This is a genomic window from Paenibacillus sp. FSL F4-0097 (genome assembly GCF_038593125.1).
GTDB lineage: Bacteria > Bacillota > Bacilli > Paenibacillales > Paenibacillaceae > Paenibacillus_AQ > Paenibacillus_AQ odorifer.
This window is the reverse complement of the sequence record NZ_CP151965.1, coordinates 4,760,623-4,781,989: the sequence shown is the minus strand read 5'-3', so window position 1 is coordinate 4,781,989 and position 21,367 is coordinate 4,760,623. Positions and strand designations below refer to the sequence as shown.

The window sequence follows — 21,367 nt, the reverse complement described above, 5'->3', positions numbered from 1 at the left end:
ATGCGAATGGCTTTGATTTTCTCTTTTCTCAAAAAATATAAGGTAGCTGCAATAGCTGCCCTTGTAATGATGCTCATTGAATTGACGGTAGAATTATCACAGCCTTTGATCATTTCCAAAATCATTGACTTGGGGATCCGAGAAAAAGATACCTCTGTAGTATGGCTGTGGGGTAGTGTATTGATCGGCAGCGCGGTAGTTGCGTTTACAGCCGGGGTACTCAGTTCTTTTTTTGCTGCCCATGCAAGTCAGAGCTTTGCGTTCGATCTTAGGGACAAATTGTACGAAAAGGTACAGTCTTTTACGTATGAAGTATTCAATCGTTTTGCTACTTCGTCACTGATTACCCGTCTGACTGGCGATGTATCACAGCTGCAGGATACTATTTTTATGAGCTTGCGCTTTATGACACGGGTGCCACTTGTAGTGGTGGGCAGTGTGATTATGGCGTTAGTTGTTCATGTGAAGCTGGGATTACTGCTGACGGTGGCGTTACCTTTGTTGATTTTTTTCCTCTACTGGATTATGAGAAAAGCTTCCTTATTATTTCGTACGGTCCAGCAGCGTTTAGACGGAGTTAATGGCGTGATTCAGGAGAATCTTACGGGTATTCGCTTGATCCGCGTATTTGTGCGTATGGGGTATGAGATTGAACGTTTCACGGTATTTAGCGGGAATTTGATGAGATCAACGGTGTCTGCCTTGCGTTTGACTGAGACGACGATGCCTTTTGTTATGCTTATTGTGAATGCGGCGATTTTGGCGATTTTATGGTTTGGACGGATAGCCATTTCCAATGGGGATGCTACTTTGGGTCAGACTGTTGCTGTTATTAATTACTCCTTGCGAACGATTGGAGCACTATCAGCTATATCTGGTCTTGTTGTAACGTTTTCCCGCGCTCGTGCCTCCTCTCAGCGTGTTTCAGAAGTTATGGAAGCGGGAGCTGGAGTTCGTGAAGGCGGGACTTTGCAAGGCGAGCCGATACAGGGCCACGTTAAATTTGAAGGCGTTTGCTTTAAGTATCCTAATAGTGATATCTCTGTCCTGGAGGACATTCATTTTGAAGTAGCTGCTGGTGAGCGAGTAGCGATTATGGGGGCGACCGGATCAGGAAAATCCTCACTCGTGAGTCTGATTCCGCGCTTGTATGAAGAGACAGACGGCACCATTTGGATTGACGGTGAAAAAAGTGCTGATATCGATATTTCCAGACTGCGGAGATCGATAGGTTATGTGCCTCAGGAATTGCAGCTTTTCAGCGGATCAATCCGCAATAATATTGCATGGGGCAATGAACACGCCACACTTGAACAAATCCAACAAGCAGCGGCGGCTGCACAAATTCACGAGACGGTAAAAGGGTTGCCGGATGGCTATGACACGATGCTTGGTCAACGAGGGGTTAATCTCTCCGGCGGACAAAAGCAGCGGTTAACGATTGCCCGCGCACTTGTTAGGAAACCGGCTATGTTGATCCTTGATGACAGCACCAGTGCACTTGATGCGGTTACGGAAGGGCTTTTGCTGGAGGCGCTAAAGGATATCTCCTGTACAACCTTTTTGATTACTCAGAAAATCAGTTCAACGGCATCAGCCGATTTGATCCTGTTGCTGGATGAGGGACGATTAATTGGCAAAGGCTCGCATAAGGAGCTTATGGCAAGCTCCGAGCTGTACCGCAAGATTTATGAATCACAGGTAGAGGAGGCGAAGCAGCATGTTCAAAGCATTAATTGAACCTTTTCGTCATCCTAAACCGAACTTTGAACTTGGCGTGGGACGAAGTCTAGGGACAGCATCTGGCGGCAAACCCAAAGCAAAGGCGAAGGATTGGTCAGGGACGCTGATCCGGATCTGGAGTTATCTAGCTGAGCGTAAAGCCAAGCTTATTCTTGTACTGATCATGGTTGTCTTCAGCTCAGCGCTAGCGCTGATGGGGCCATACATGATTGGCAGAGCGGTGGATAATTATCTGGAAGGTACCGGCGGGCGCTCATGGGTTGTTTTTCTGACAAGCCTTGCTTGTGTGTACATTTTTTATTCTCTGACTTCTTGGCTGCAAAACATATGGATGATCGAAATTGCTCAAGAAACTGTCTTACGGATGCGTACGGAGCTATTCTCCCATTTACACCGTCTGCCCATTTCCTTTTTTAATCGGAGACAGCAGGGAGAAATTATGAGCCGTCTTACCAATGATATCGAGAACGTCAGCTCTACGTTGAATAGCTCGGCTATTCAGATATTTTCAAGTGTCTTAACCTTGCTGGGAACCGTAGGGGTTATGCTGTGGCTTAGTCCCTTGTTGACGCTGCTCACATTCCTCGTCGTGCCTTTGATGTTGTTAGGCATGCGCTGGATTACACGCCGTACAGGCCCACTATTTAAAGAACGTCAGCGCAATGTAGGGGAGCTTAACGGTTATATTGAGGAGACCTTATCCGGACAACGGATTATCAAGGCTTTTTCACAAGAGGAACGGGTCATCTCCGGTTTTCATGAACGCAACAAGCGAATTATGCTGTCCGGTTACTGGGCGCAGTCCATTTCTGGTTTCATCCCCAAGCTTATGAATGGTCTTAATAATCTCAGCTTCGCCATTGTTGCAGGAATTGGTGGTCTGCTTGCGATCCGTGGGTCGATTACAGTGGGTGTGATCATCGTATTCGTTGAATATACCCGCCAGTTTACTCGTCCGCTTAATGATTTAGCGAATCAGTGGAATACCTTGCTTTCAGCGGTGGCAGGGGCAGAACGGGTGTTTGAAGTGCTGGACGAAGAGACCGAGGCTAAAGATGAAGGTGCAGCCATATCACTTGAAACTGTACAGGGTGCGGTGAAGTTTGAAAATGTAGCTTTTTCTTATGATGGAGGTTCTAACACGCTGCAGGATATCAGCTTTGAAGCGAAGCCTGGTGAGATGATCGCTTTAGTTGGACCTACCGGTGCAGGCAAAACAACGCTAATAGGGCTGTTATCCCGTTTTTATGATCCTAATCAGGGGAAAATCACGCTGGATGGCTTAGATATCACTTCGATTCGGCGGGAAAGCTTGAGAAGTCATATGGCCTTTGTATTGCAGGATTCCTTTTTGTTCAAAGGGAGTATCCGCGATAACATCCGGTACGGGAGGCTGGATGCGTCCGATGAAGAGGTTGAAGAGGCGGCTAAGCTGGCCAATGCCCATTCTTTTATTATGCGAATGCCCGAAGGTTATGAACGGATGCTCTCGGCGGATGGCAGCGGTATAAGCCAAGGGCAGAAGCAGCTGCTCTCCATTGCGAGAGCGATTCTTGCTAACCCCTCTATGCTTGTGCTTGATGAAGCAACCAGCAGTATTGATACAGTGACCGAGATCAAGATTCAGGAAGGGCTGCAGGCGCTGATGAAAGGGCGAACGAGCTTCGTCATCGCTCATAGACTTGGCACGATTCGTGCGGCTGATCGAATTCTTGTGCTTCAGGGCGGCAGATTATTGCAGCAAGGCTCTCATGAAGAGCTGCTGAAGCAAGGCGGACTGTACAGTGAGTTGGTACAGGGGCGGCGGAACGAGGCACTTGATAAGGCTGGTATTTAAGAAAAAGGCGAGAATTTTCAGGGAGCGCAGATTGCGTCCATGAAGTTCTCGCCTTTATGTTATTTGTGATAGATAACGAGCACCAGATCGGGTGAGCTGGGAGGGTTTGAATGTGGGGAAGTCTATTGTACAAATTACAATCAGCAGGGTAATAAGGCTTGATTGTGTGCGATTCGAGATTCATATGATCAGATGAACAAATGATGAGATGAAAAGCTGATTCTAAGTTTAACATAGCATCTTAAGAGATCGTTTCCTGCGTTCCGGCTTGTTTCACCTTTTGCTTCTCCTTGAACCTTGGACCTACGTAATTCTTCTTACGGTCCCTAGCCAGAATCCAGCCACCAAGGAAAGTCATGCCAGCTGCGAAGAGCAGCAATCCACCACCGAAATGCAGCCAAGCAAAGTGGGGCACAACGGTATCATCACCATGCATGGATATGTAATCAAAAATATCATCCTTCATCATGAGGAAGCCCTTCATTGCTATTAAGCCCGGAAACACAAGAATAAGGATGGCAATGAAGCGTGAAATTAACAGTTTCATAAGTGTCTCCTACCCCTCTTAGCCCTTTAGATTCACCCATATGATAACGCTTTAGCAAGAAAAAGTCCATTTGCATATGACGTTTATAAGTTTTGTAATAGAGCAAAAAGAGAGTACAATATACTAAGTAAAATGAACTTACGAGTAATGACTGGAGGATACATATCATGACAATTTCATGTGACGTGGCCATACTTGGCGGAGGTACTGGAGGGTATGTGGCGGCTATTCGCGCTGCACAGCTTGGAAAGTCCGTTGTCGTCATCGAAATGGACAAACTGGGAGGAACCTGTCTGCATCGGGGCTGCATTCCTAGTAAATCGCTGCTCCGTAGTGCAGAGGTATATGCTGAAATCAATGAGAGCGAGAGCTATGGCATTGAGACAAGCGGTGTACAGCTGGTATTCCCAAAGGTACAGAAACGCAAAGAAGCTGTAGTTGAGCAACTTCATCAAGGCGTACAATATTTGATGCGCAAAAATAAAATACAAGTTGTCAAAGGTAAAGGGCGCGTAACGGGTCCTTCTATTTTTTCTCCGCGCAGCGGTGCTGTAGCTGTGGAACTGGAAGATGGGGAGATGGAAACAGTAGTTTCCAGCCATCTTATTATTGCTACGGGCTCACGCCCACGAGTATTGCCTGGTCTCGAACCAGACGGGAAAGTGATTCTTAGCAGTGATGAAGCGCTCATGCTCGAAGAGCTGCCATCCTCTATCATTATTGTGGGCGGCGGTGTAATTGGGGTCGAATGGGCTTCAATGCTGGCTGATTTTGGAGTGCAGGTGACTGTGGTTGAAGCGGCAGGTCAGTTACTGCCTCAAGAGGATGAAGAGGTAGCTAAGGAACTGCAACGGTTGTTGAAAAAGCGTGGTGTTAAGGTACTGACTGAAACTACAGTGGATGCTGCAACCTGCCAGGTAACGGAGGATGGAATTTCGATCGAAGCCCGTAAGGGAGAGCAAAGTCAAAGCCTATCCGCAGAAAAATTGCTTGTATCCGTAGGCAGAGTGGCCAACATCGAGAATATTGGTCTGGAAAACACAGACATTCGCTTTGACAAAGGGATTATTGCTGTAAACGCTAGTATGCAGACGGCAGAGCCGCATATTTATGCGATTGGCGACTGCATCGGTGGGCTTCAATTGGCTCATGCAGCCAGTCATGAAGGGATTATGGCGGTTAACCATCTATCTGGTGAGAAGCTACATCCTTATCATATACATTTAGTACCACGTTGTGTCTATACTCGGCCTGAGGTAGCAAGTGTGGGTTACACCGAGAAGGAAGCTAAAGAGCTTGGACATGATGTAGTGATTGGCAAGTTCCCATTTTCCGCCATTGGTAAGGCAATTGTATATGGCCAGAAGGACGGATTTGTCAAAGTTGTAGCGGATCGTAGCAGTGGAGATATTCTTGGTGTGCAGATGATTGGTCCTCATGTGACCGATTTAATTGGAGAAGCGGCCTTGGCACAGCTTCTGGATGCAACACCTTGGGAGATTGGTGAAGCTATACATGCTCACCCTACCCTTTCGGAGATTATCGGAGAAGCAATGTTAGCTGTGGATGGAAGATCTATTGGATTTTAGTTTTTCTTAGCTTTTCTTTTTGGGTAGAAAGGGATTATAATATACTCAAGCCAAGTCTTAGTACCAGGTTTTAAGATCAGGGCACAATTGGTCTTAATTCCTGTAAGACTTCAGGCTTTATGAATAAGGAGGTATCTCTTTATGGAATCCCAAGGTACTGTAGAAACGATTAACAGACATAAGCAGCTTGGACTTAGTGACGGCCAGGTCATCGATATGTACAGATATATGTCGCTCGCTCGTAAATACGATGAGCGCAGTCTGCTGCTTCAGCGCGCTGGCAAGATCAACTTTCATGTCTCCGGCATAGGCCAGGAGGCGGGTCAGGTGGCGGCGGCGTTCGCGCTGGACCGGCAAAATGATTATTTTTTACCGTATTACCGCGATTATGCTTTCGTGCTCTCAGTGGGTATGACTACACGCGAACTTATGTTGTCCGTATTCGCAAAGGCAGAAGACCCAAACAGTGGTGGGCGGCAAATGCCAGGTCACTTTGGCAGCAAACGTCTGCGTATTGTGACAGGGTCAAGCCCTGTAACCACGCAGGTCCCTCATGCGGTTGGCTTTGCTCTGGCGGCCAAAATGCAGAAGAAGAAATTCGTCTCATTTGTAACCTTCGGTGAAGGTTCCAGCAATCAGGGGGATTTTCATGAAGCTTGTAACTTTGCCGGAGTGAATAAGCTGCCGGTTATTATCATGTGCCAGAACAATCAGTACGCAATCTCTGTTCCTGTTCATAAACAGTTAGGCGGCAAGGTTAGCGACCGTGCGCTGGGTTATGGATTTCCTGGTGTGCGTGTAGACGGAAACGATCCGCTTGAGGTTTATCGTGTCGTTAAGGAAGCGCGGGAAAGAGCCCTCGCGGGTGAAGGTCCTACGCTGATTGAAGCGATGATGTACCGTTTGTCTCCACACTCCACCTCAGATAATGATCTGGCTTACCGGACCAAAGAAGAGGTTGATGAGAACTGGAAGAAGGACGGCGTAGCAGGATTCCGTAATTACTTGATCGGTCTGGGATTGTGGAGTGACGAGCAAGAACAAGATCTTGCTGCTGAATGCAATCTTGAGCTTAAAGCGGCTATCGAATATGCCGATAATGCTCCGTTCCCGAAACCGGAAGACACACTGCTGCATGTATACAGTGATTCCGACCTCAAAGGAGGGGCATAAACCATGGCTATAATGGAATATATCGATGCCATCAGGCTCGCGATGAAGGAAGAAATGGAGCGCGATGATTCCGTGTTCGTGCTTGGTGAGGACGTTGGTCTCAAAGGCGGCGTATTTACCACAACTAAAGGTCTACAGGAACAGTTTGGCGAAGAGCGGGTTATGGATACACCCCTCGCTGAATCAGCGATTGCTGGTGTAGCCATCGGAGCAGCTATGTACGGAATGAAACCAATTGCTGAAATGCAATACTCCGACTTTATGCTTCCAGCGACGAATCAAATCATTAGTGAAGCGGCTAAAATCCGTTATCGTTCAAATAACGATTGGAGTTGCCCGGTTGTCATTCGTGCCCCTATTGGCGGCGGGGTGTTCGGCGGTTTGTATCATTCACAGTGTCCAGAATCGATTTTCTTTGGTACACCTGGATTGAAGATTGTAGCGCCTTACTCCGCTTATGATGCTAAAGGTTTGTTGAAGGCAGCCGTACGTGATCCTGATCCGGTTCTTTTCTTTGAGAACAAAAAGTGTTACAAGCTGATCAAGGAAGAAGTGCCGGAAGGGGATTACACCGTTCCAATTGGCGAAGCTAATCTGTTGCGTGAGGGAACGGATATTACGGTGATTGGCTACAGTCTTCCGCTGCATTTTGCTATGCAGGCTGCGGAAGAATTGGAACGCGAGGAAGGAATTACAGCACATATTCTTGATCTGCGTACCTTGCAACCGCTGGATCGTGATGCGATTATTGCTGCTGCCCGTCAGACCGGTAAGGTATTGATTGTGCATGAAGATAATAAAACAGGCGGAATTGGCGGCGAAGTGGCGGCCATTATCGCTGAGCATTGTCTGTTCGAGCTGGATGCACCGATCTTCCGTCTCTGTGGTCCCGATGTTCCGGCGATGCCAATCAGCCCGCCAATGGAGAAGTTTTTCATGCTAAGTAAAGAAAAAGTGAAGGCGGAAATGCTCCGGCTAGCACAATATTAATTTGTTAAGTAGATGCGAAGCTTCCTAAAACTCAAGTGATGCTTACGAAGCTTCGTAAACTTTAAGAATATGCTTACGAAGCAAGTTTTACTGCGTAGTCTTTCTAAGAGTCATTGCTTCGTAAAACTTTTAAGGAGTGAAAAGATGTCTGACAACCAAAAGTTGACTGACGTGATCATGCCGCAGCTGGCAGAATCGCTGGTATCGGCGACGATCGGCAAATGGCTGAAGAAATCGGGCGATCCGGTAGAGCAATACGAACCAATATGTGAGCTTATTACAGATAAAGTAAATGCTGAATTACCTTCAACGATCGATGGAGTTATGGGTGAACTATTAGCGGAAGAAGGCCAGGTTGTCAATGTCGGCGAAGTCATTTGTCGTATAGCCGTGCCTGTGGCTGCCTCTGCTGCTGCTCCAAGTACGAATCAGACGACAATTGCATCGAATGCTTCTAATGATGTTGCAGGGCAGAAGTCCACTGCAAATGCTGGCGATTCGATGCGTGCTCGTTATTCTCCTGCAGTACAGACACTGGCTGCTGAGCATAACATTGATCTATCGTTGGTTACTGGTACAGGTATGGGTGGCAGAATTACCCGTAAAGATGTGCTAACCTTCTTAGAAAAAGGTGGAGCTACATCCGCAGCTTCAACTCCTGCTAGTCAGCCTGCCCCGTCTGTATCACAACCACCAGCTCCACAGTTTGTTCAAACCGAAGTGAAGAAAGCGGAAGAGCCTCTTCGCCATTCCGGGCTACATTTGAGCGAATCTCCGCGTATTCCAACGATAGAGGTTGAGGGTGGACGAGGAAGCAGTTCGGAATATCTGATTGATGTAACACCAATCCGAAACACAATTGCTACAAGAATGCGCCAGAGTGTCTCGGAGATTCCACATGCTTGGACGATGATTGAGGTGGACGTGACTAATCTGGTAGCGCTGCGCAATAAACATAAGGAAGAATTCAAGCGCAAGGAAGGCATCAATCTAACCTATCTGGCTTTCATGATGAAGGCTGTTGTGAGTGCGATTAAGGATTACCCGATTATGAACTCTGTCTGGGCTGTAGACAAAATTATTGTCAAACGTGATATCAATATCTCGTTAGCGGTAGGTACAGAAGATTCGGTTATCACTCCTGTGATTAAGAAGGCTGATCAGAAAAATGTCGCTGGGTTGGCTCGTGAGATTGATGAATTGGCACAAAAAACACGCGAAGGCAAACTTAGTCTGGAAGATTTGCAGGGAGGGACTTTCACTGTAAATAATACAGGCTCGTTTGGCTCCATTCTTTCTTATCCAATCATTAACTATCCACAAGCAGCGATTCTGACCTTTGAATCGATTGTGAAAAAGCCTGTGGTCATCAATGATATGATTGCTGTTCGCTCAATGGCTAATATTTGTCTGTCCCTGGATCACCGGATTCTGGACGGAGTCATTTGTGGCCGTTTCTTGCAACGCGTCAAGGATAATATAGAAGGATATACACCGGACACTAAGCTCTATTAATGAATAACTAGCCAAACTGTGCAGGCAGGAGACTGGAAAAGGGGACCTGACGGTATGAAAAATACGGATTTTCGTAAGCTGCAGATTTCATATGACCCCATTATGGAGTATGGGACGGCCTGGGAGCTGCAAAAAGAAAGTGTGCATGCCATTGATTCTGGCGAGCAGCCGGAGCGACTTATTCTTTTGCAGCATCCGCCTACCTATACTATCGGTTCACAAAATCATCCTGAACATCTTCTCTTGGATCAAGAGCAGCTCGAAGAAAAAGGAATCGCGCTGTTTGAAATCGATCGCGGAGGAGATATTACATATCACGGACCAGGTCAGCTTGTAGGTTATCCGATCCTTAAGCTCGGAGAGGATGGCAAAGTGGATTTGCATGGGTACTTGCGCAGTCTGGAGGCTGTTATTATTGATTATTTGGCATCCTACGGAATTGTCGGAGATCGTAAACCGGAGTTTACCGGAGTCTGGGTTGGCGATGAGAAGATCTGTGCTATTGGTGTGAAGTTTAATAAGAGTAAATTTCGAAGAGGTTTTATTACCAGTCATGGTTTTGCTTTTAACATTTCTGAGGGGATTGCGGCGCGCGGGTTTCAAGGGATTATTCCATGCGGGATCACCGATTTTGGAATAACTTCTCTAGAGGAATGTGCAGGTCGTCGATTTGAGCTTCAAGAGGTGGCTAGAGAGCTGGTCCCATATTTCTTGAAACATTTTCCATATGAAGAGCTGATGGATACTTTCTATGATATGGCAAAGGCTGATTAAGAACAAACGTGCAGGCCAAATAGCGGCAAGGTGTTCCTAGCCGCTATTATTAATGCTTCCTGAGCAATGTTTAACCTGCAAGGAACGGCTCGATAACCATAAATAGCGTAGAGGCAATCATGGCAAACAACATGACGTAGATGAAGATCTTGAACCATTTATTACGTTGCATGGGTAACTCCTTTAGATTTAGTTTAAGTTATTAACATGAAGATGGTAATGCCGTACAACCATTGTACCGTATTCACGAAAGAGAGGGAAGTCCAGTGATTTCACAAGACCGATTGATTCAGGAGTTTATGGAACTTGTCCAAGTTGATAGTGAAACAAGAAATGAACGGCAGATCGCCGATGTCCTTAAGAGTAAGTTTAACGCACTGGGTTTAGAAGTGCTCGAAGACGATTCCCAGGAAAGAACCGGACATGGAGCAGGCAATCTATTCATTACCTGGCCAGCTGAGAATGGAGGAGCTGCTCCAAAGCTTCTGTTCACTTGCCATATGGATACGGTTGTTCCCGGACAAAATATCAAGCCTACACTTGGTTCAGATGGATGGATTACAAGTGATGGCACTACAATTCTTGGAGCTGATGACAAAGCAGGGCTTGCTGCGTTGTTCGAAGCCATTCGTGTTATCCAAGAGCAAAAGCTTCCGCATGGTCAGATTCAATTCGTGATTACAGCGGGTGAAGAATCTGGATTGCTGGGCGCACGTTCGATGGATCCAAGTAACTTGGATGCTGACTTCGGCTTTGCACTTGATTCCAATGGTGAAGTTGGAGCGATTGCGGTGGCAGCACCGACACAGGCTAAAATCACGATGCAAATCTTTGGGAAATCGGCTCATGCTGGCGTGAACCCTGAGGACGGCATCAGCGCAATTCAAGTCGCTAGCAAAGCGATTGCAGCCATGAAGCTGGGTCGTATTGATAATGAAACCACAGCGAATATTGGAAAGTTCGCTGGCGGCGGCCCAACGAATGTAGTGTGTGATCACGTTCAGTTGGATGCAGAAGCACGCAGTATTGTGCAGGAGAAGGTTGGCGATCAAATCGCTTCGATGCGCGAAGCGCTCGAGACAACTGTGCGGGAATACGGCGCAGAATGCGAATTCCGCAGTGAAATCATCTACCCTGCTTTTAGCTTTAATGAGCATGATGCAGTAGTGCAGCTTGCACAGCGGGCCATTACTTCTATGGGGCTTACTCCACGTCTGTTCCACTCTGGTGGAGGTAGTGACGCTAATGTATTCAACGGTCTAGATGTTCCGACTGTTAACCTTGCAGTGGGTTATGAACATATCCATACTACCAAGGAACGGATTAAAGCCGAAGATATCGTTAAAGTGGCTGAACTCGTTGTGAATATTGTAAAAGAGAGCGCAAAGGGCTAATCGCCTTATAAAACAGCAGAGCAGCGATCCTACCGTAACGGAGGATTGCTGCTCTGCATTTTTTTATGGGGAGTATAGTGTAGCAATATCAAGGTAAATCCAAAAAAAGTCATGCGACCTCTAACGCCGCTTTTGGCGAGTCTCGAAGTAGAAATTTTCGGAATGCTCCGATGAAGTCTTCATGCCAGTAGCGACACTGGGGTCCATAGGCATATCGATGTGCAGAGAGCGATAGCGTCAAGTCCGCCCCCTCTCTTGAGACTAAAGGACCCAGATGACGCTATAAGCAAAATTATCGCCATTTGAGCAGAGTTTCGGACACCAGCGCAGCTATTCCTTAGGAAGAGGAGCATATAGTGTGTTTTTCATGCTGATAGCGGCAATGGAGTCCAATAGCATAGCAAAAGTGGGGAAAACGTGTGTTTAAGGGCAGCTGTGTCCGATAGCGTCAAGTCCGCCCCCTCTCTTGAGGCTAAAGGACCCAGATGACGCTATAAGCAATATTATCGCCATTTGAGCAGAGTTTCGGACACCAGCGCAGCTAATCCTTATAAAGAGGAGTATATAGTGTGTTTTTTGTGCTGATAGCTGCACTGGGGTCCGATAGCATCGCAAAAGTACGAGAAAGGTGTGTTTAAGGTCAACTGAGTCCGATAGCACGAGTCACATCCGATAGTGCGAGACACATCCGACAGCGCGAGTCACATCACATAGTGCCGAGACACATCACATAGTGCCGAGACACATCACACAGCAACGAGTCACATTCGATAGCACCGAGACACAACAGATAGCGTCAAGTCCGCCCCCTCTCTTGAGGCTAAAGGACTCAGATGACGCTAAAAGCAAATTTATCGCCATTTGAGCAGAGTTTCGGACACCAGCGCAGCTATTCCTTAGGAAGAGGAGCATATAGTGTGTTTTTTGTGCTGATAGCTGCACTGGGGTCCGACAGCATAGCAAAAGTGGGGAAAACGTGTGTTTAAGGTCAACTGAGTCCGATAGCGTACAAAGATAGGCGCAATAGCGATCTAATCAAACAAGTTGTGCTAGATATCAACATCGTAAGCGCGATTGTCGCTTAATCAAACAACTTGTGCCCAATACCAGCATCGTAAGCACAAAAGTCCCTCTAATCGGGGAGGACGCAAAAAGACTGGGGTGCCCCAGCAGCCATTTCATGGCTTTTGAGACACCCCTATAGTTGTGTGAACATGTATGGCTAAGTCCCAGAGGAGAGGATGAATTCATCCTGCCTTGGACGGAAGGATTGTAGATTGATCGTGCAGGGAAAGAATGTATGCCAGGGGCATATCGCGCCCATACTGCTGGATCCATCCAGCCAAGATGGCCTTTATTTCCTCCGGCTTACCTACCATCATAACTGCGGATGAGCTTGTACGGCTGAAGATTTCGTTCATCTGAAATTCCTTCTTTCCCTTTAAGTTTGCTATAATACACCGTATGCACAATAGAGAAAAAGGAGACCAGAAACTTTATGGGAGAACAACATTTGCACAGCAAACCCGAGCTTGATGAAGTGACATTGTCTACACAGCCTGTTTTTGATGGGAAGATTATATCTTTGCAGGTGGACACAGTGAGACTGCCTGATGGAAATACTGCGACACGTGAAGTTGTGAAGCATCCCGGTGCTGTAGCGGTGCTTGCTTTAAACAACAACAAAATGCTTGTTGTAGAGCAATACCGTCAGCCCATGCAACGCACTGAGGTGGAAATTCCTGCTGGGAAGCTGGATAAAGGTGAAGATCCATTAGTTGCGGCTGGTCGTGAACTTCAGGAAGAGACTGGATTTCACAGTGGAGATCTGAAATTGCTTAAATCCTTCTATACTTCTCCCGGCTTCGCCGATGAGATTATTCATTTGTATGTGACTACTAACGCTCAACCAGGGGATATGTCACTGGACGAGGACGAATTCCTAGAGGTTTCGGAGCTTACCCTGGAGGAAGCGTATCAATATATGGCTGACGGGCGCATCGCGGATGCAAAAACGATGATGGCAGTGTACGCTTGGCATCTATACACGCTGACAGGCCAATGGAATTAACAACTGAACTGAAGAGTTTCTATTGCGATTTGCATGTTCATATTGGACGAACGTCGGAAGGTCAGGCTGTCAAAATTAGCGGCAGCCGCGAGCTTACCTTTGCGGGCATTGCCAAAGAAGCTGCAGAGCGCAAGGGACTAGAAATGATCGGTATTATAGACAGTCATTCACCTGGCGTACTGCGGGATATTCAGCGCTCTTTGGAATCTGGAGAGATGACGTTAGCTGAAGGTGGAGGGATTGCTTACCGAGGGACTACGATCATTCTGGGGACAGAGATTGAAATCCGCGAGCCGGGGCGAAAAGAGTGCCATGTGCTCGCTTACATGCCGGACGTGGAACGCATGACCGACTTTAGTGCGTGGATGAGCCGCTATATGCGGAATGTGAATCTAAGTTCCCAGCGCCTGTATGCTCCGGCTAGGGAGCTTCAGGATGAGATTTACGGGCGGGGAGGCATTCTTATTCCTGCACATATTTTCACGCCTCACAAGGGCTTGTACGGCTGTGCTGCAGAGCGTATGGCGGACATCTTTGATCTGGACCGCATAGCTGCGGTTGAACTCGGGCTGAGTGCGGATTCCGAAATGGCTGGATATCTTTCTGAACTTGATAATTACACGTTTCTAACCAACTCAGATGCGCATTCACTGGGTAAGCTAGGGCGTGAGTATAATGTGATGGAGCTGGCACAGCCTTCGTTCGCTGAACTGCGGCTTGCACTCGAACGTAAAGATGGACGGAAGGTAATTGCAAATTTCGGACTTAATCCACGGCTTGGCAAATACCACCGGAGCTATTGCGGGGGCTGCGGCAGTATTATTGATGAGGCTTATGTCAACGCGGATCGTTGCCAATATTGCGGCAGTCTTAAGCTGGTTAGAGGTGTCTTCGACCGGATCCTAGATATTGCTGACCGCAAGACGCCGATAGTGCCTGCTGACCGTCCACCCTATCATTATCAGGTTCCGCTTGAATTTATCCCGGGGTTAGGGAAGGCGAAGATGAACGCGTTACTGCAAGCATTTGGAACTGAGATGAACATTTTACATGGTTGTGGTGAAGCGGAAATTGCCAGCGTTGTAGGTGCGGATCTGGCGTCGATGATCGTCCAGGCCCGCTCTGGCATTTTGGAGCTATCAGCAGGCGGTGGCGGGACGTACGGTAAAGTGGTACAGCCCAGAAAGTAGAGTCATTACCTAAAGGACAAGTCATATCGCGGGACGTTTTCTCATATGGTGTAACATGTAACCGGAAAGGGGAACGTCCCAAATGCGTAATTTACGGCTGATGATGAAGGAACAGACGCCTCTGTATATTTTTGTCGGCGTATTATTTCTGGTAGGTGTTGTATTTGGAGCTCTTATCGTTAGTGCGCTTACGATGGATCAGCAGCAGGAGCTGGGGGATTATCTGGGGAATTTCTTTGTTACGGTTGATCAGCAAGGTCTGCCAGCCGCACCTGATTCGTACTGGAGTATAGCAGCCTTGAATCTGAAATGGATCGGACTGATCTGGATTCTTGGGTTGTCGGTCATTGGGCTGCCGGGAATTTTGATTCTTGATTTTTTAAAAGGGGTACTGATCGGTTTTACGGTTGGCTGTCTGGTCAGTCAATATTCTTGGCATGGGATGTTGTTCGCGTTAGTTTCTGTGGCTCCACATAATCTGGTGCTGATCCCTGTGCTGCTGGTTAGCAGTGCAGCTGCGATAGCTTTTTCCTTGCAGATGATCCGCAGCCGGGTGATGGGACAACGCCGGACGCCAGTGACTCGTCCTTTTACCATGTACACTATATTGTCATTTGTGATGGCGCTTTTGATCCTGGGTATTTCATGTTTTGAGACCTGGGTTACACCAACCATGATGCGTTGGGTCACGCCTTCACTTGTACAAGCGGTGACGACCTTGACTGTGCAGTAAAAGCGTTTGACTTCTGAAAGCGACACCCCCTATAATGGAAGAAGTGGTTTGAAGACCGGTGCGGTAATTATCCAAGGGGGAGGGAGACAGGTGGAAGCACGGATAGACAAGATTAAGCAACAGTTACAATCCCAAGGATACAAGCTTACACCCCAACGGGAAGCGACCTTAAGAGTGCTGCTGGAGAATGAGGAAGATCATCTTAGCGCGGAAGACGTATTTATGCTCGTGAAGGAGAAAGCTCCCGAGATTGGTCTTGCGACTGTGTATCGTACCCTCGAACTTCTCAGTGAGCTACATGTCGTAGAAAAGATCAATTTCGGCGACGGTGTAGCCCGGTATGATTTGCGAACAGATACTGCGAAGCATCATCATCATCACTTAATTTGTGTGCAATGCGGCAGTATGGATGAGATTCGCGAGGATTGGCTCGGTCCGCTGGAAGAGCGACTGGAGAAAGAGTTTAATTTCACAGTGCTTGATCATAGACTTGATTTCCATGGGATTTGCTACCGCTGTACTGATAAGAACAATACAGACGGAAATCCATCCTAAGTTATCTTATATTAAGAATTAACTTCACAAGTCCTCCCCGGTTCCTATACCGGAGGGGGCTTTTTAAATGATTAGTCTATTAGAGCCATACATATCAGCCTTTTTTGGAGCATAAAATGAAGGACGAGCAGAATTCATTTATATGTAATAGGAGGCGTCCTTATGATTGTTTCTGTGCCCAAAACAGTGCGCAAGCTGTATTTTATGATCATGTTTGTGGCTCTAAGCTATTTACTCTACTATGCTATGAGCTGGCTAGGGGAATGGCTTAGTCCGATAGAGAACTATGGAATTCCTGAAGGCACTGCTGTTCGGGCATTTGATCACGCCGAGGTTGGTGATGATGGTCTGGATGCAAGGCAGCGCTTACGTTTCTATTACTGGTTCGGAGAATGAAAGCTCCGCAGGAAGCAGGAACAAGCGAGAAGAATGTCGAAGAAAGCTAGGGTGGATTTATGCAGAGTAAGAGTTGTGTACACATCTGCTGAAGCCTCATGCTGAATGTGCTGCAGGAAGACACTAAGAGTAGCTGCGCCAGGACAGGAGCGTGAAATAATGAAGTCACACTTGCAGCCTTTTTTACATTATTTGTCCGGAGATAAAGGCTTGTCCCCGAATACACTGGAATCTTACGGTAGGGATGTATCGCAGTTTCTAGAGTTTGCTGAAGAGCGGGGGGCTGAACAGCCTGAAGAAATCCGAAGATCTCATGTGATGTTATATCTTGGCTCCTTACGCGGAGCGGGAAGAGCCACTGCAACGCTCAACAGAAACGCGGTGTCCCTGCGGGCCTTTTTTCATTATTTGTTGAAGGAACGTTTAATTGAGCAGGATCCAACACTGGACATGGAAACCATGAAGCCTGATAAGAAGCCACCTATGGTGCTTGCGGTTTCGGAGGTTGAGCGGCTGCTGGCTGCTCCAGATGTGAGTACAGTACAAGGGATGCGCGATAAGGCAATGCTGGAATTGCTCTACGCAACGGGAATAAAGGTTTCTGAATTGATTTCTCTTAACGTAGACGATGTGCATACGGACATGAAGTTTGCGCGCTGTACAGGGACTTCGGGCAAGGAACGAGTGGTTCCCATTGGAACCATTGCTGCTGAGAGTGTAGCAGCTTACACTTCTCTTATGCGGGACAAGCTGCTTCGTGATCATCAGGAGGAGCCGGCCATGTTCCTGAATAGCCTAGGTGGGCGATTAACCCGCCAGGGGTTCTGGAAAATCATAAAAAAATACGCACGGGAAGCAAACATTGAGCAGGATATTACACCGCATACGCTTAGGCATTCCTTCGCCGCCCATTTACTGGAAGGTGGAGCGGATTTGCGTTCCGTACAACAAATGCTGGGTCATGCTGATATTTCGACGACTCAGATTTATAACGGTATCGCCCGTAAGAATATGAAGGAAGTATATGAGAGCCATCATCCCAGAGCTCGCTGATCATGCTTCAAAGATGCTTTTTGTGAGTAAGATAGTTATGATGGAATCATACTTATAGGATAGACTGGGGAATGGGTAATTTTCCACAGGTTATCCTTTGGCAGAAACGGATACCTGACAGGCGATACATTGTATCGCTAGCTACGGAAGCATCTGACTTCCGGGAGAAGGTACAGCCGTTTCTTCTTGTTGGTGCAAACGAATGAACTAACGATCTATATTAAAAAAGGAGTGAAGACAATATGTCCTCATTTAAACGAATTGGTTTTATTGTTCTGGATAGTGTAGGTATCGGAGAAGCTCCAGATGCTGCGAATTTTGGTGATGCGGGTTCACATACGCTTGGTCATATTTTGAACCGTGTTCCCGGATTGAAACTCCCTAACCTACAGCAGTTAGGATTAGCTAATATTGCTCCGCTGCCGCCGCTTGAACCTGTAGCTTCACCAACAGGATATTATGGCAAGATGCAGGAAGTATCTGTCGGTAAGGATACGATGACCGGGCACTGGGAGCTGATGGGGCTGAAGATCGAGGTTCCATTCAATACGTATCCGGATGGATTTCCGACAGAATTGATTGAAAAATTCGAAGCAGCAACTGGCCGGAAAGTGATCGGTAATAAACCAGCTTCCGGTACGGAAATTCTAGTTGAATATGGCGAAGAGCAGATGAAGACCGGAGCTTGGATTGTCTACACCTCTGCGGACAGTGTATTCCAGCTTGCGGCACATGAAGATATCATTCCACTGGAAGAGCTGTACAGCGCATGTAAAATCGCCCGTGAGCTAACTATGGCTCCAGAATTCTCCGTAGGGCGTGTTATTGCTCGTCCATATGTTGGCGAACCAGGAAAGTTCGTACGGACCTCAAATCGCCATGATTATGCCGTGAAACCACCGGAACCAACGGTAATGAACGCGCTGGCTGATATCGGAAAAGATGTTATCGCGGTAGGAAAGATCAACGATATTTTCACAGGTGAAGGGGTTACAGCTTCTTACCCTACGAAGAGCAATGAACATGGTATCGAAGTCACCATTGAGCAACTTCGCCAACCGTTCAATGGCTTGCTGTTCACGAATCTGGTGGATTTTGACTCTTTATATGGACACCGTCGCGATCCGGAAGGATATGGTCATGCACTGGAAGTATTCGATCAGGCGCTGCCTGAAATTCTATCCACGCTTGGTGAAGATGACCTGTTGATTATTTCAGCAGATCATGGGAATGATCCAATCCATAGCGGAACAGATCATACTCGTGAATATGTGCCACTGCTTATTTACAGCCCACGCCTTAAGCATCCAGATAGCTTAGGTATTCGTGAGACCTTCTCGGATGTTGCCGCAACCATTGCTGATAATTTCGGTGCGAAGGCGCCGCAGTATGGGACAAGCTTTTTAGCGAAACTGCAATAAAAGGATGTGGGTTGCGCCACAACATTCATTAAGGAGGATCATCCATAGCATGTTAACTCAAAAAGAAATTCAAGAAGCAGCCATTTATATAAAAGACAAATGTCCGGTGGCTCCGGAAATTGGATTGATCCTTGGTTCAGGACTCGGTGTGCTGGCAGACCTGATCACCGATGGAATCAGCATTCCATATGATGAGATTCCTCACTTCCCTGTGTCCACTGTAGAAGGGCATGAGGGAGAACTGCTGATCGGTATGATTGAAGGACGCCGTGTCGTGATGATGAAGGGCCGCTTTCATATGTATGAAGGATATGGACCGGAGGTAACGGCATTCCCTGTTCGGGTTATGAAAGAACTTGGTATAGCCAGCCTATTAGTAACTAATGCTGCTGGTGGAGTGAACACAGATTTCACGCCGGGCGATCTTATGCTCCTTACGGATCATCTGAATATGACGGGTCGGAACCCGTTAATAGGACCTAATGATCCTGCACTGGGCGTGCGCTTCCCGGATATGTCAACCGCTTATAGTCGCCGCCTAATCAAGGTAGCGAAGGAAACGGCAGCGCAGCAGAATTTCGAATTCAAAGAAGGCGTATATGCAGGTCTGCTGGGACCTTGCTACGAAACACCTGCTGAAATCGTAATGCTTCGTCATCTAGGGGCTGACGCTGTGGGCATGTCTACTGTGTCGGAAACCATTGTTGCCCGTCATGCAGGTATCGAGGTATTGGGTATCTCCTGTATTACTAACATGGCTGCGGGAATTCTGGATCAACCTCTCAACCATGAAGAGGTTATGGAAACTGCAGACCGTGTGCGTGAGCGTTTCCTGAAGCTGGTGTTGGGCTTTATTCCGAAAATGTAATTTCGGGTACTGCATTTTGAATTTTTGGGAGGTCCAATCTATGACACAAGTGAATGAACTTGAGCCATTGACGTTTGAACAGATAATGAAGGTAACTAATTTGACTAGACCAAAATTTATCGGACTTGCTCGCGCAATTGTCCGTGAAGTGCAGGTGTAATATGAGAGCTGTCGATATTATTCAGAAAAAAAGAGATGGCGGAGAGCTGAGTCGTGAGGAAATTTCCTTTCTAATTCAGGGCTATAGTAAAGGTGAAGTGCCTGATTATCAGCTCTCTGCTTGGGCAATGGCTGTTTATTTTCAAGGCATGAACGCGCGGGAAACCGGCGATCTAACGATGGAAATGGCGATGTCCGGCGATCAAGTAGATCTTAGCCCAATCGCAGGTATTAAAGTCGATAAACACTCCACAGGCGGAGTGGGCGATAAAACAACTGTAGTATTGGCACCCTTGGTAGCTTCTGCTGGAGTACCGGTAGCGAAGATGTCCGGTCGTGGACTTGGGCACACTGGAGGCACGCTCGATAAGCTGGAGTCAATCAGTGGTTTCTCTATCGAGATGGCTCGTGAGCGTTTCTTTGACCAAGTAGGGGAGATCGGGGCTGCCGTGATCGGTCAGTCGGGCAACATTACACCCGCAGACAAAAAGCTGTATGCCCTTCGGGATGTAACTGCAACAGTTGAATCCATCCCCCTTATTGCAAGCTCTGTGATGAGCAAGAAGATTGCAGCAGGTGCGGATGCGATCGTGTTGGATGTCAAAACAGGCAGCGGTGCTTTTATGAAGACGCTGGATGATTCTATAGCACTCGCTCAGGCGATGGTTGACATTGGAACGCATCTGGGTCGCAATACCGTTGCAATCATCAGTGATATGGACCAGCCGCTTGGTTACGGGATCGGAAATGCGTTGGAAATTAAGGAAGGAATCGAGACCTTGAAGGGTCATGGTCCAAAGGATCTACAGGAGGTCTGTCTTATTCTGGGCAGCCAGATGCTTGTTCTTGGCGGCAAAGCCAAGGATGAAGCGGAGGCACGTTCGATTCTTATGACGCATATTGAAGATGGCAGTGCGCTAGAGAAGTTCAAACAAATCGTGAAGGCACAAGGTGGAGATGTATCGCAAATTGATTCTCCGGAGAAGCTCCCTACTGCTAAGCGATTCATTGAAGTGAAGGCGAAAACGAAGGGGTTCATAGAAGGTATTCAGGCCGAGGAAATTGGCGTTGCGGCTATGCTGCTTGGAGCTGGACGTGAAACTAAGGAATCTGTAATCGATCTGGCTGTGGGGATTCAACTCTCCAAAAAGGTTGGAGATGCTGTAGAGATTGGCGAGACGCTTGCAGTCTTGCATATCAACGATGCCAGTGAGAAGAAAGTTGAGGAAGCTGAAGGTAAGGTGTTAGAAGCCTACCGTATCACTTCTGAACCTGTTCCTGCCCAACCTTTGGTATTTGCACTTGTTACTAAAGATGGGGTAACACGGTACTAGTCAAGGTAATATAAATATTGTCATG

At 47.2% G+C, this 21,367-nt stretch carries 20 protein-coding genes; 17 read left to right on the top strand and 3 right to left on the bottom strand.

Going from position 1 to position 21,367, the window contains the following annotated elements; all coding sequences use genetic code 11:
* The first annotated feature begins 6 nt into the window (after positions 1-6).
* Together MHH86_RS21490 and MHH86_RS21485 are read left to right on the top strand one after the other, a co-directional pair.
* A complete protein-coding gene (locus MHH86_RS21490) occupies positions 7-1,740 on the top strand; it encodes an ABC transporter ATP-binding protein (RefSeq protein WP_036676023.1) in 1,734 nt (577 codons plus the stop codon).
* Positions 1,721-3,580, top strand: a complete 1,860-nt coding sequence (locus MHH86_RS21485) for an ABC transporter ATP-binding protein (protein ID WP_340892164.1) — start codon at positions 1,721-1,723, stop codon at positions 3,578-3,580. The genes MHH86_RS21490 and MHH86_RS21485 overlap by 20 nt, the downstream gene beginning before the upstream one ends.
* A 241-nt stretch (positions 3,581-3,821) precedes the next feature.
* On the opposite strand, the gene MHH86_RS21480 is transcribed toward MHH86_RS21485, so the two are convergent.
* Positions 3,822-4,127, bottom strand: a complete 306-nt coding sequence (locus MHH86_RS21480; protein ID WP_036676028.1) for a DUF2627 domain-containing protein — start codon at positions 4,125-4,127, stop codon at positions 3,822-3,824.
* Positions 4,128-4,294: 167 nt separating this feature from the next.
* Here MHH86_RS21480 and lpdA point away from each other — a divergent pair, with 167 nt between their 5' ends.
* The 5 genes from lpdA to lipB all read left to right on the top strand — a co-directional run bounded on the left by lpdA (position 4,295) and on the right by lipB (position 10,168).
* Entirely contained in the window at positions 4,295-5,716 is a 1,422-nt protein-coding gene (gene lpdA / locus MHH86_RS21475; protein WP_076146989.1) for a dihydrolipoyl dehydrogenase, read from the top strand.
* 141 nt (positions 5,717-5,857) lie between these two features.
* Positions 5,858-6,889 (top strand): thiamine pyrophosphate-dependent dehydrogenase E1 component subunit alpha, encoded by a 1,032-nt coding sequence (locus tag MHH86_RS21470; protein WP_036676031.1) that lies wholly within the window; start codon positions 5,858-5,860, stop codon positions 6,887-6,889.
* Positions 6,890-6,892: 3 nt separating this feature from the next.
* Entirely contained in the window at positions 6,893-7,879 is a 987-nt protein-coding gene (locus MHH86_RS21465) for an alpha-ketoacid dehydrogenase subunit beta (protein ID WP_036676034.1), read from the top strand.
* A 144-nt stretch (positions 7,880-8,023) separates the two neighbouring features.
* Entirely contained in the window at positions 8,024-9,394 is a 1,371-nt protein-coding gene (locus MHH86_RS21460; protein WP_340940703.1) for a dihydrolipoamide acetyltransferase family protein, read from the top strand.
* Between the two features lie 54 nt (positions 9,395-9,448).
* Positions 9,449-10,168, top strand: coding sequence for a lipoyl(octanoyl) transferase LipB (gene lipB, locus MHH86_RS21455; protein ID WP_076146996.1), 720 nt, complete (start codon positions 9,449-9,451; stop codon positions 10,166-10,168).
* Positions 10,169-10,238: 70 nt separating this feature from the next.
* Here the strand turns inward: lipB and prli42 are convergent, their stop codons facing one another.
* Positions 10,239-10,340 carry a stressosome-associated protein Prli42 gene (gene prli42, locus MHH86_RS21450; protein ID WP_094872112.1) on the bottom strand — a complete coding sequence of 34 codons (102 nt, stop codon included), beginning with the start codon at positions 10,338-10,340 and terminating at the stop codon, positions 10,239-10,241.
* A gap of 94 nt (positions 10,341-10,434) precedes the next feature.
* On the opposite strand from prli42, the gene MHH86_RS21445 reads away from it, so the two are divergent.
* A complete protein-coding gene (locus MHH86_RS21445; RefSeq protein WP_036676047.1) occupies positions 10,435-11,562 on the top strand; it encodes a tripeptidase T in 1,128 nt (375 codons plus the stop codon).
* Between the two features lie 1,247 nt (positions 11,563-12,809).
* On the opposite strand, the gene MHH86_RS21440 is transcribed toward MHH86_RS21445, so the two are convergent.
* A complete protein-coding gene (locus tag MHH86_RS21440) occupies positions 12,810-12,983 on the bottom strand; it encodes a hypothetical protein (protein WP_155288161.1) in 174 nt (57 codons plus the stop codon).
* Between the two features lie 77 nt (positions 12,984-13,060).
* Between MHH86_RS21440 and MHH86_RS21435 the strand changes: the two genes are divergently transcribed.
* From MHH86_RS21435 to MHH86_RS21395, 9 genes are all read left to right on the top strand, one after another.
* Entirely contained in the window at positions 13,061-13,633 is a 573-nt protein-coding gene (locus MHH86_RS21435; RefSeq protein WP_036676048.1) for an NUDIX hydrolase, read from the top strand.
* Entirely contained in the window at positions 13,624-14,823 is a 1,200-nt protein-coding gene (locus tag MHH86_RS21430; protein ID WP_076223023.1) for an endonuclease Q family protein, read from the top strand. Before MHH86_RS21435 ends, MHH86_RS21430 begins: the two co-directional genes overlap by 10 nt.
* An 82-nt stretch (positions 14,824-14,905) precedes the next feature.
* Positions 14,906-15,556, top strand: coding sequence for a stage II sporulation protein M (spoIIM, locus tag MHH86_RS21425; protein ID WP_036676050.1), 651 nt, complete (start codon positions 14,906-14,908; stop codon positions 15,554-15,556).
* Positions 15,557-15,646: 90 nt separating this feature from the next.
* Complete coding sequence (locus MHH86_RS21420) at positions 15,647-16,111, top strand: Fur family transcriptional regulator (RefSeq protein ID WP_036676051.1); 465 nt, start codon at positions 15,647-15,649, stop codon at positions 16,109-16,111.
* 162 nt (positions 16,112-16,273) lie between these two features.
* Positions 16,274-16,507 (top strand): DUF4227 family protein, encoded by a 234-nt coding sequence (locus tag MHH86_RS21415; protein WP_036676052.1) that lies wholly within the window; start codon positions 16,274-16,276, stop codon positions 16,505-16,507.
* Positions 16,508-16,666: 159 nt separating this feature from the next.
* The gene (xerD, locus tag MHH86_RS21410) at positions 16,667-17,560 is read left to right on the top strand and encodes a site-specific tyrosine recombinase XerD (RefSeq protein WP_076223025.1); all 894 of its coding nucleotides are present in this window, start codon (positions 16,667-16,669) and stop codon (positions 17,558-17,560) included.
* A gap of 242 nt (positions 17,561-17,802) precedes the next feature.
* Complete coding sequence (deoB, locus tag MHH86_RS21405; protein ID WP_076223027.1) at positions 17,803-18,981, top strand: phosphopentomutase; 1,179 nt, start codon at positions 17,803-17,805, stop codon at positions 18,979-18,981.
* Positions 18,982-19,030: 49 nt separating this feature from the next.
* The gene (locus tag MHH86_RS21400; RefSeq protein ID WP_036676055.1) at positions 19,031-19,849 is read left to right on the top strand and encodes a purine-nucleoside phosphorylase; all 819 of its coding nucleotides are present in this window, start codon (positions 19,031-19,033) and stop codon (positions 19,847-19,849) included.
* A 161-nt stretch (positions 19,850-20,010) separates the two neighbouring features.
* Positions 20,011-21,342 (top strand): pyrimidine-nucleoside phosphorylase, encoded by a 1,332-nt coding sequence (locus MHH86_RS21395; protein ID WP_036676056.1) that lies wholly within the window; start codon positions 20,011-20,013, stop codon positions 21,340-21,342.
* The last annotated feature ends 25 nt before the right edge of the window (positions 21,343-21,367 follow it).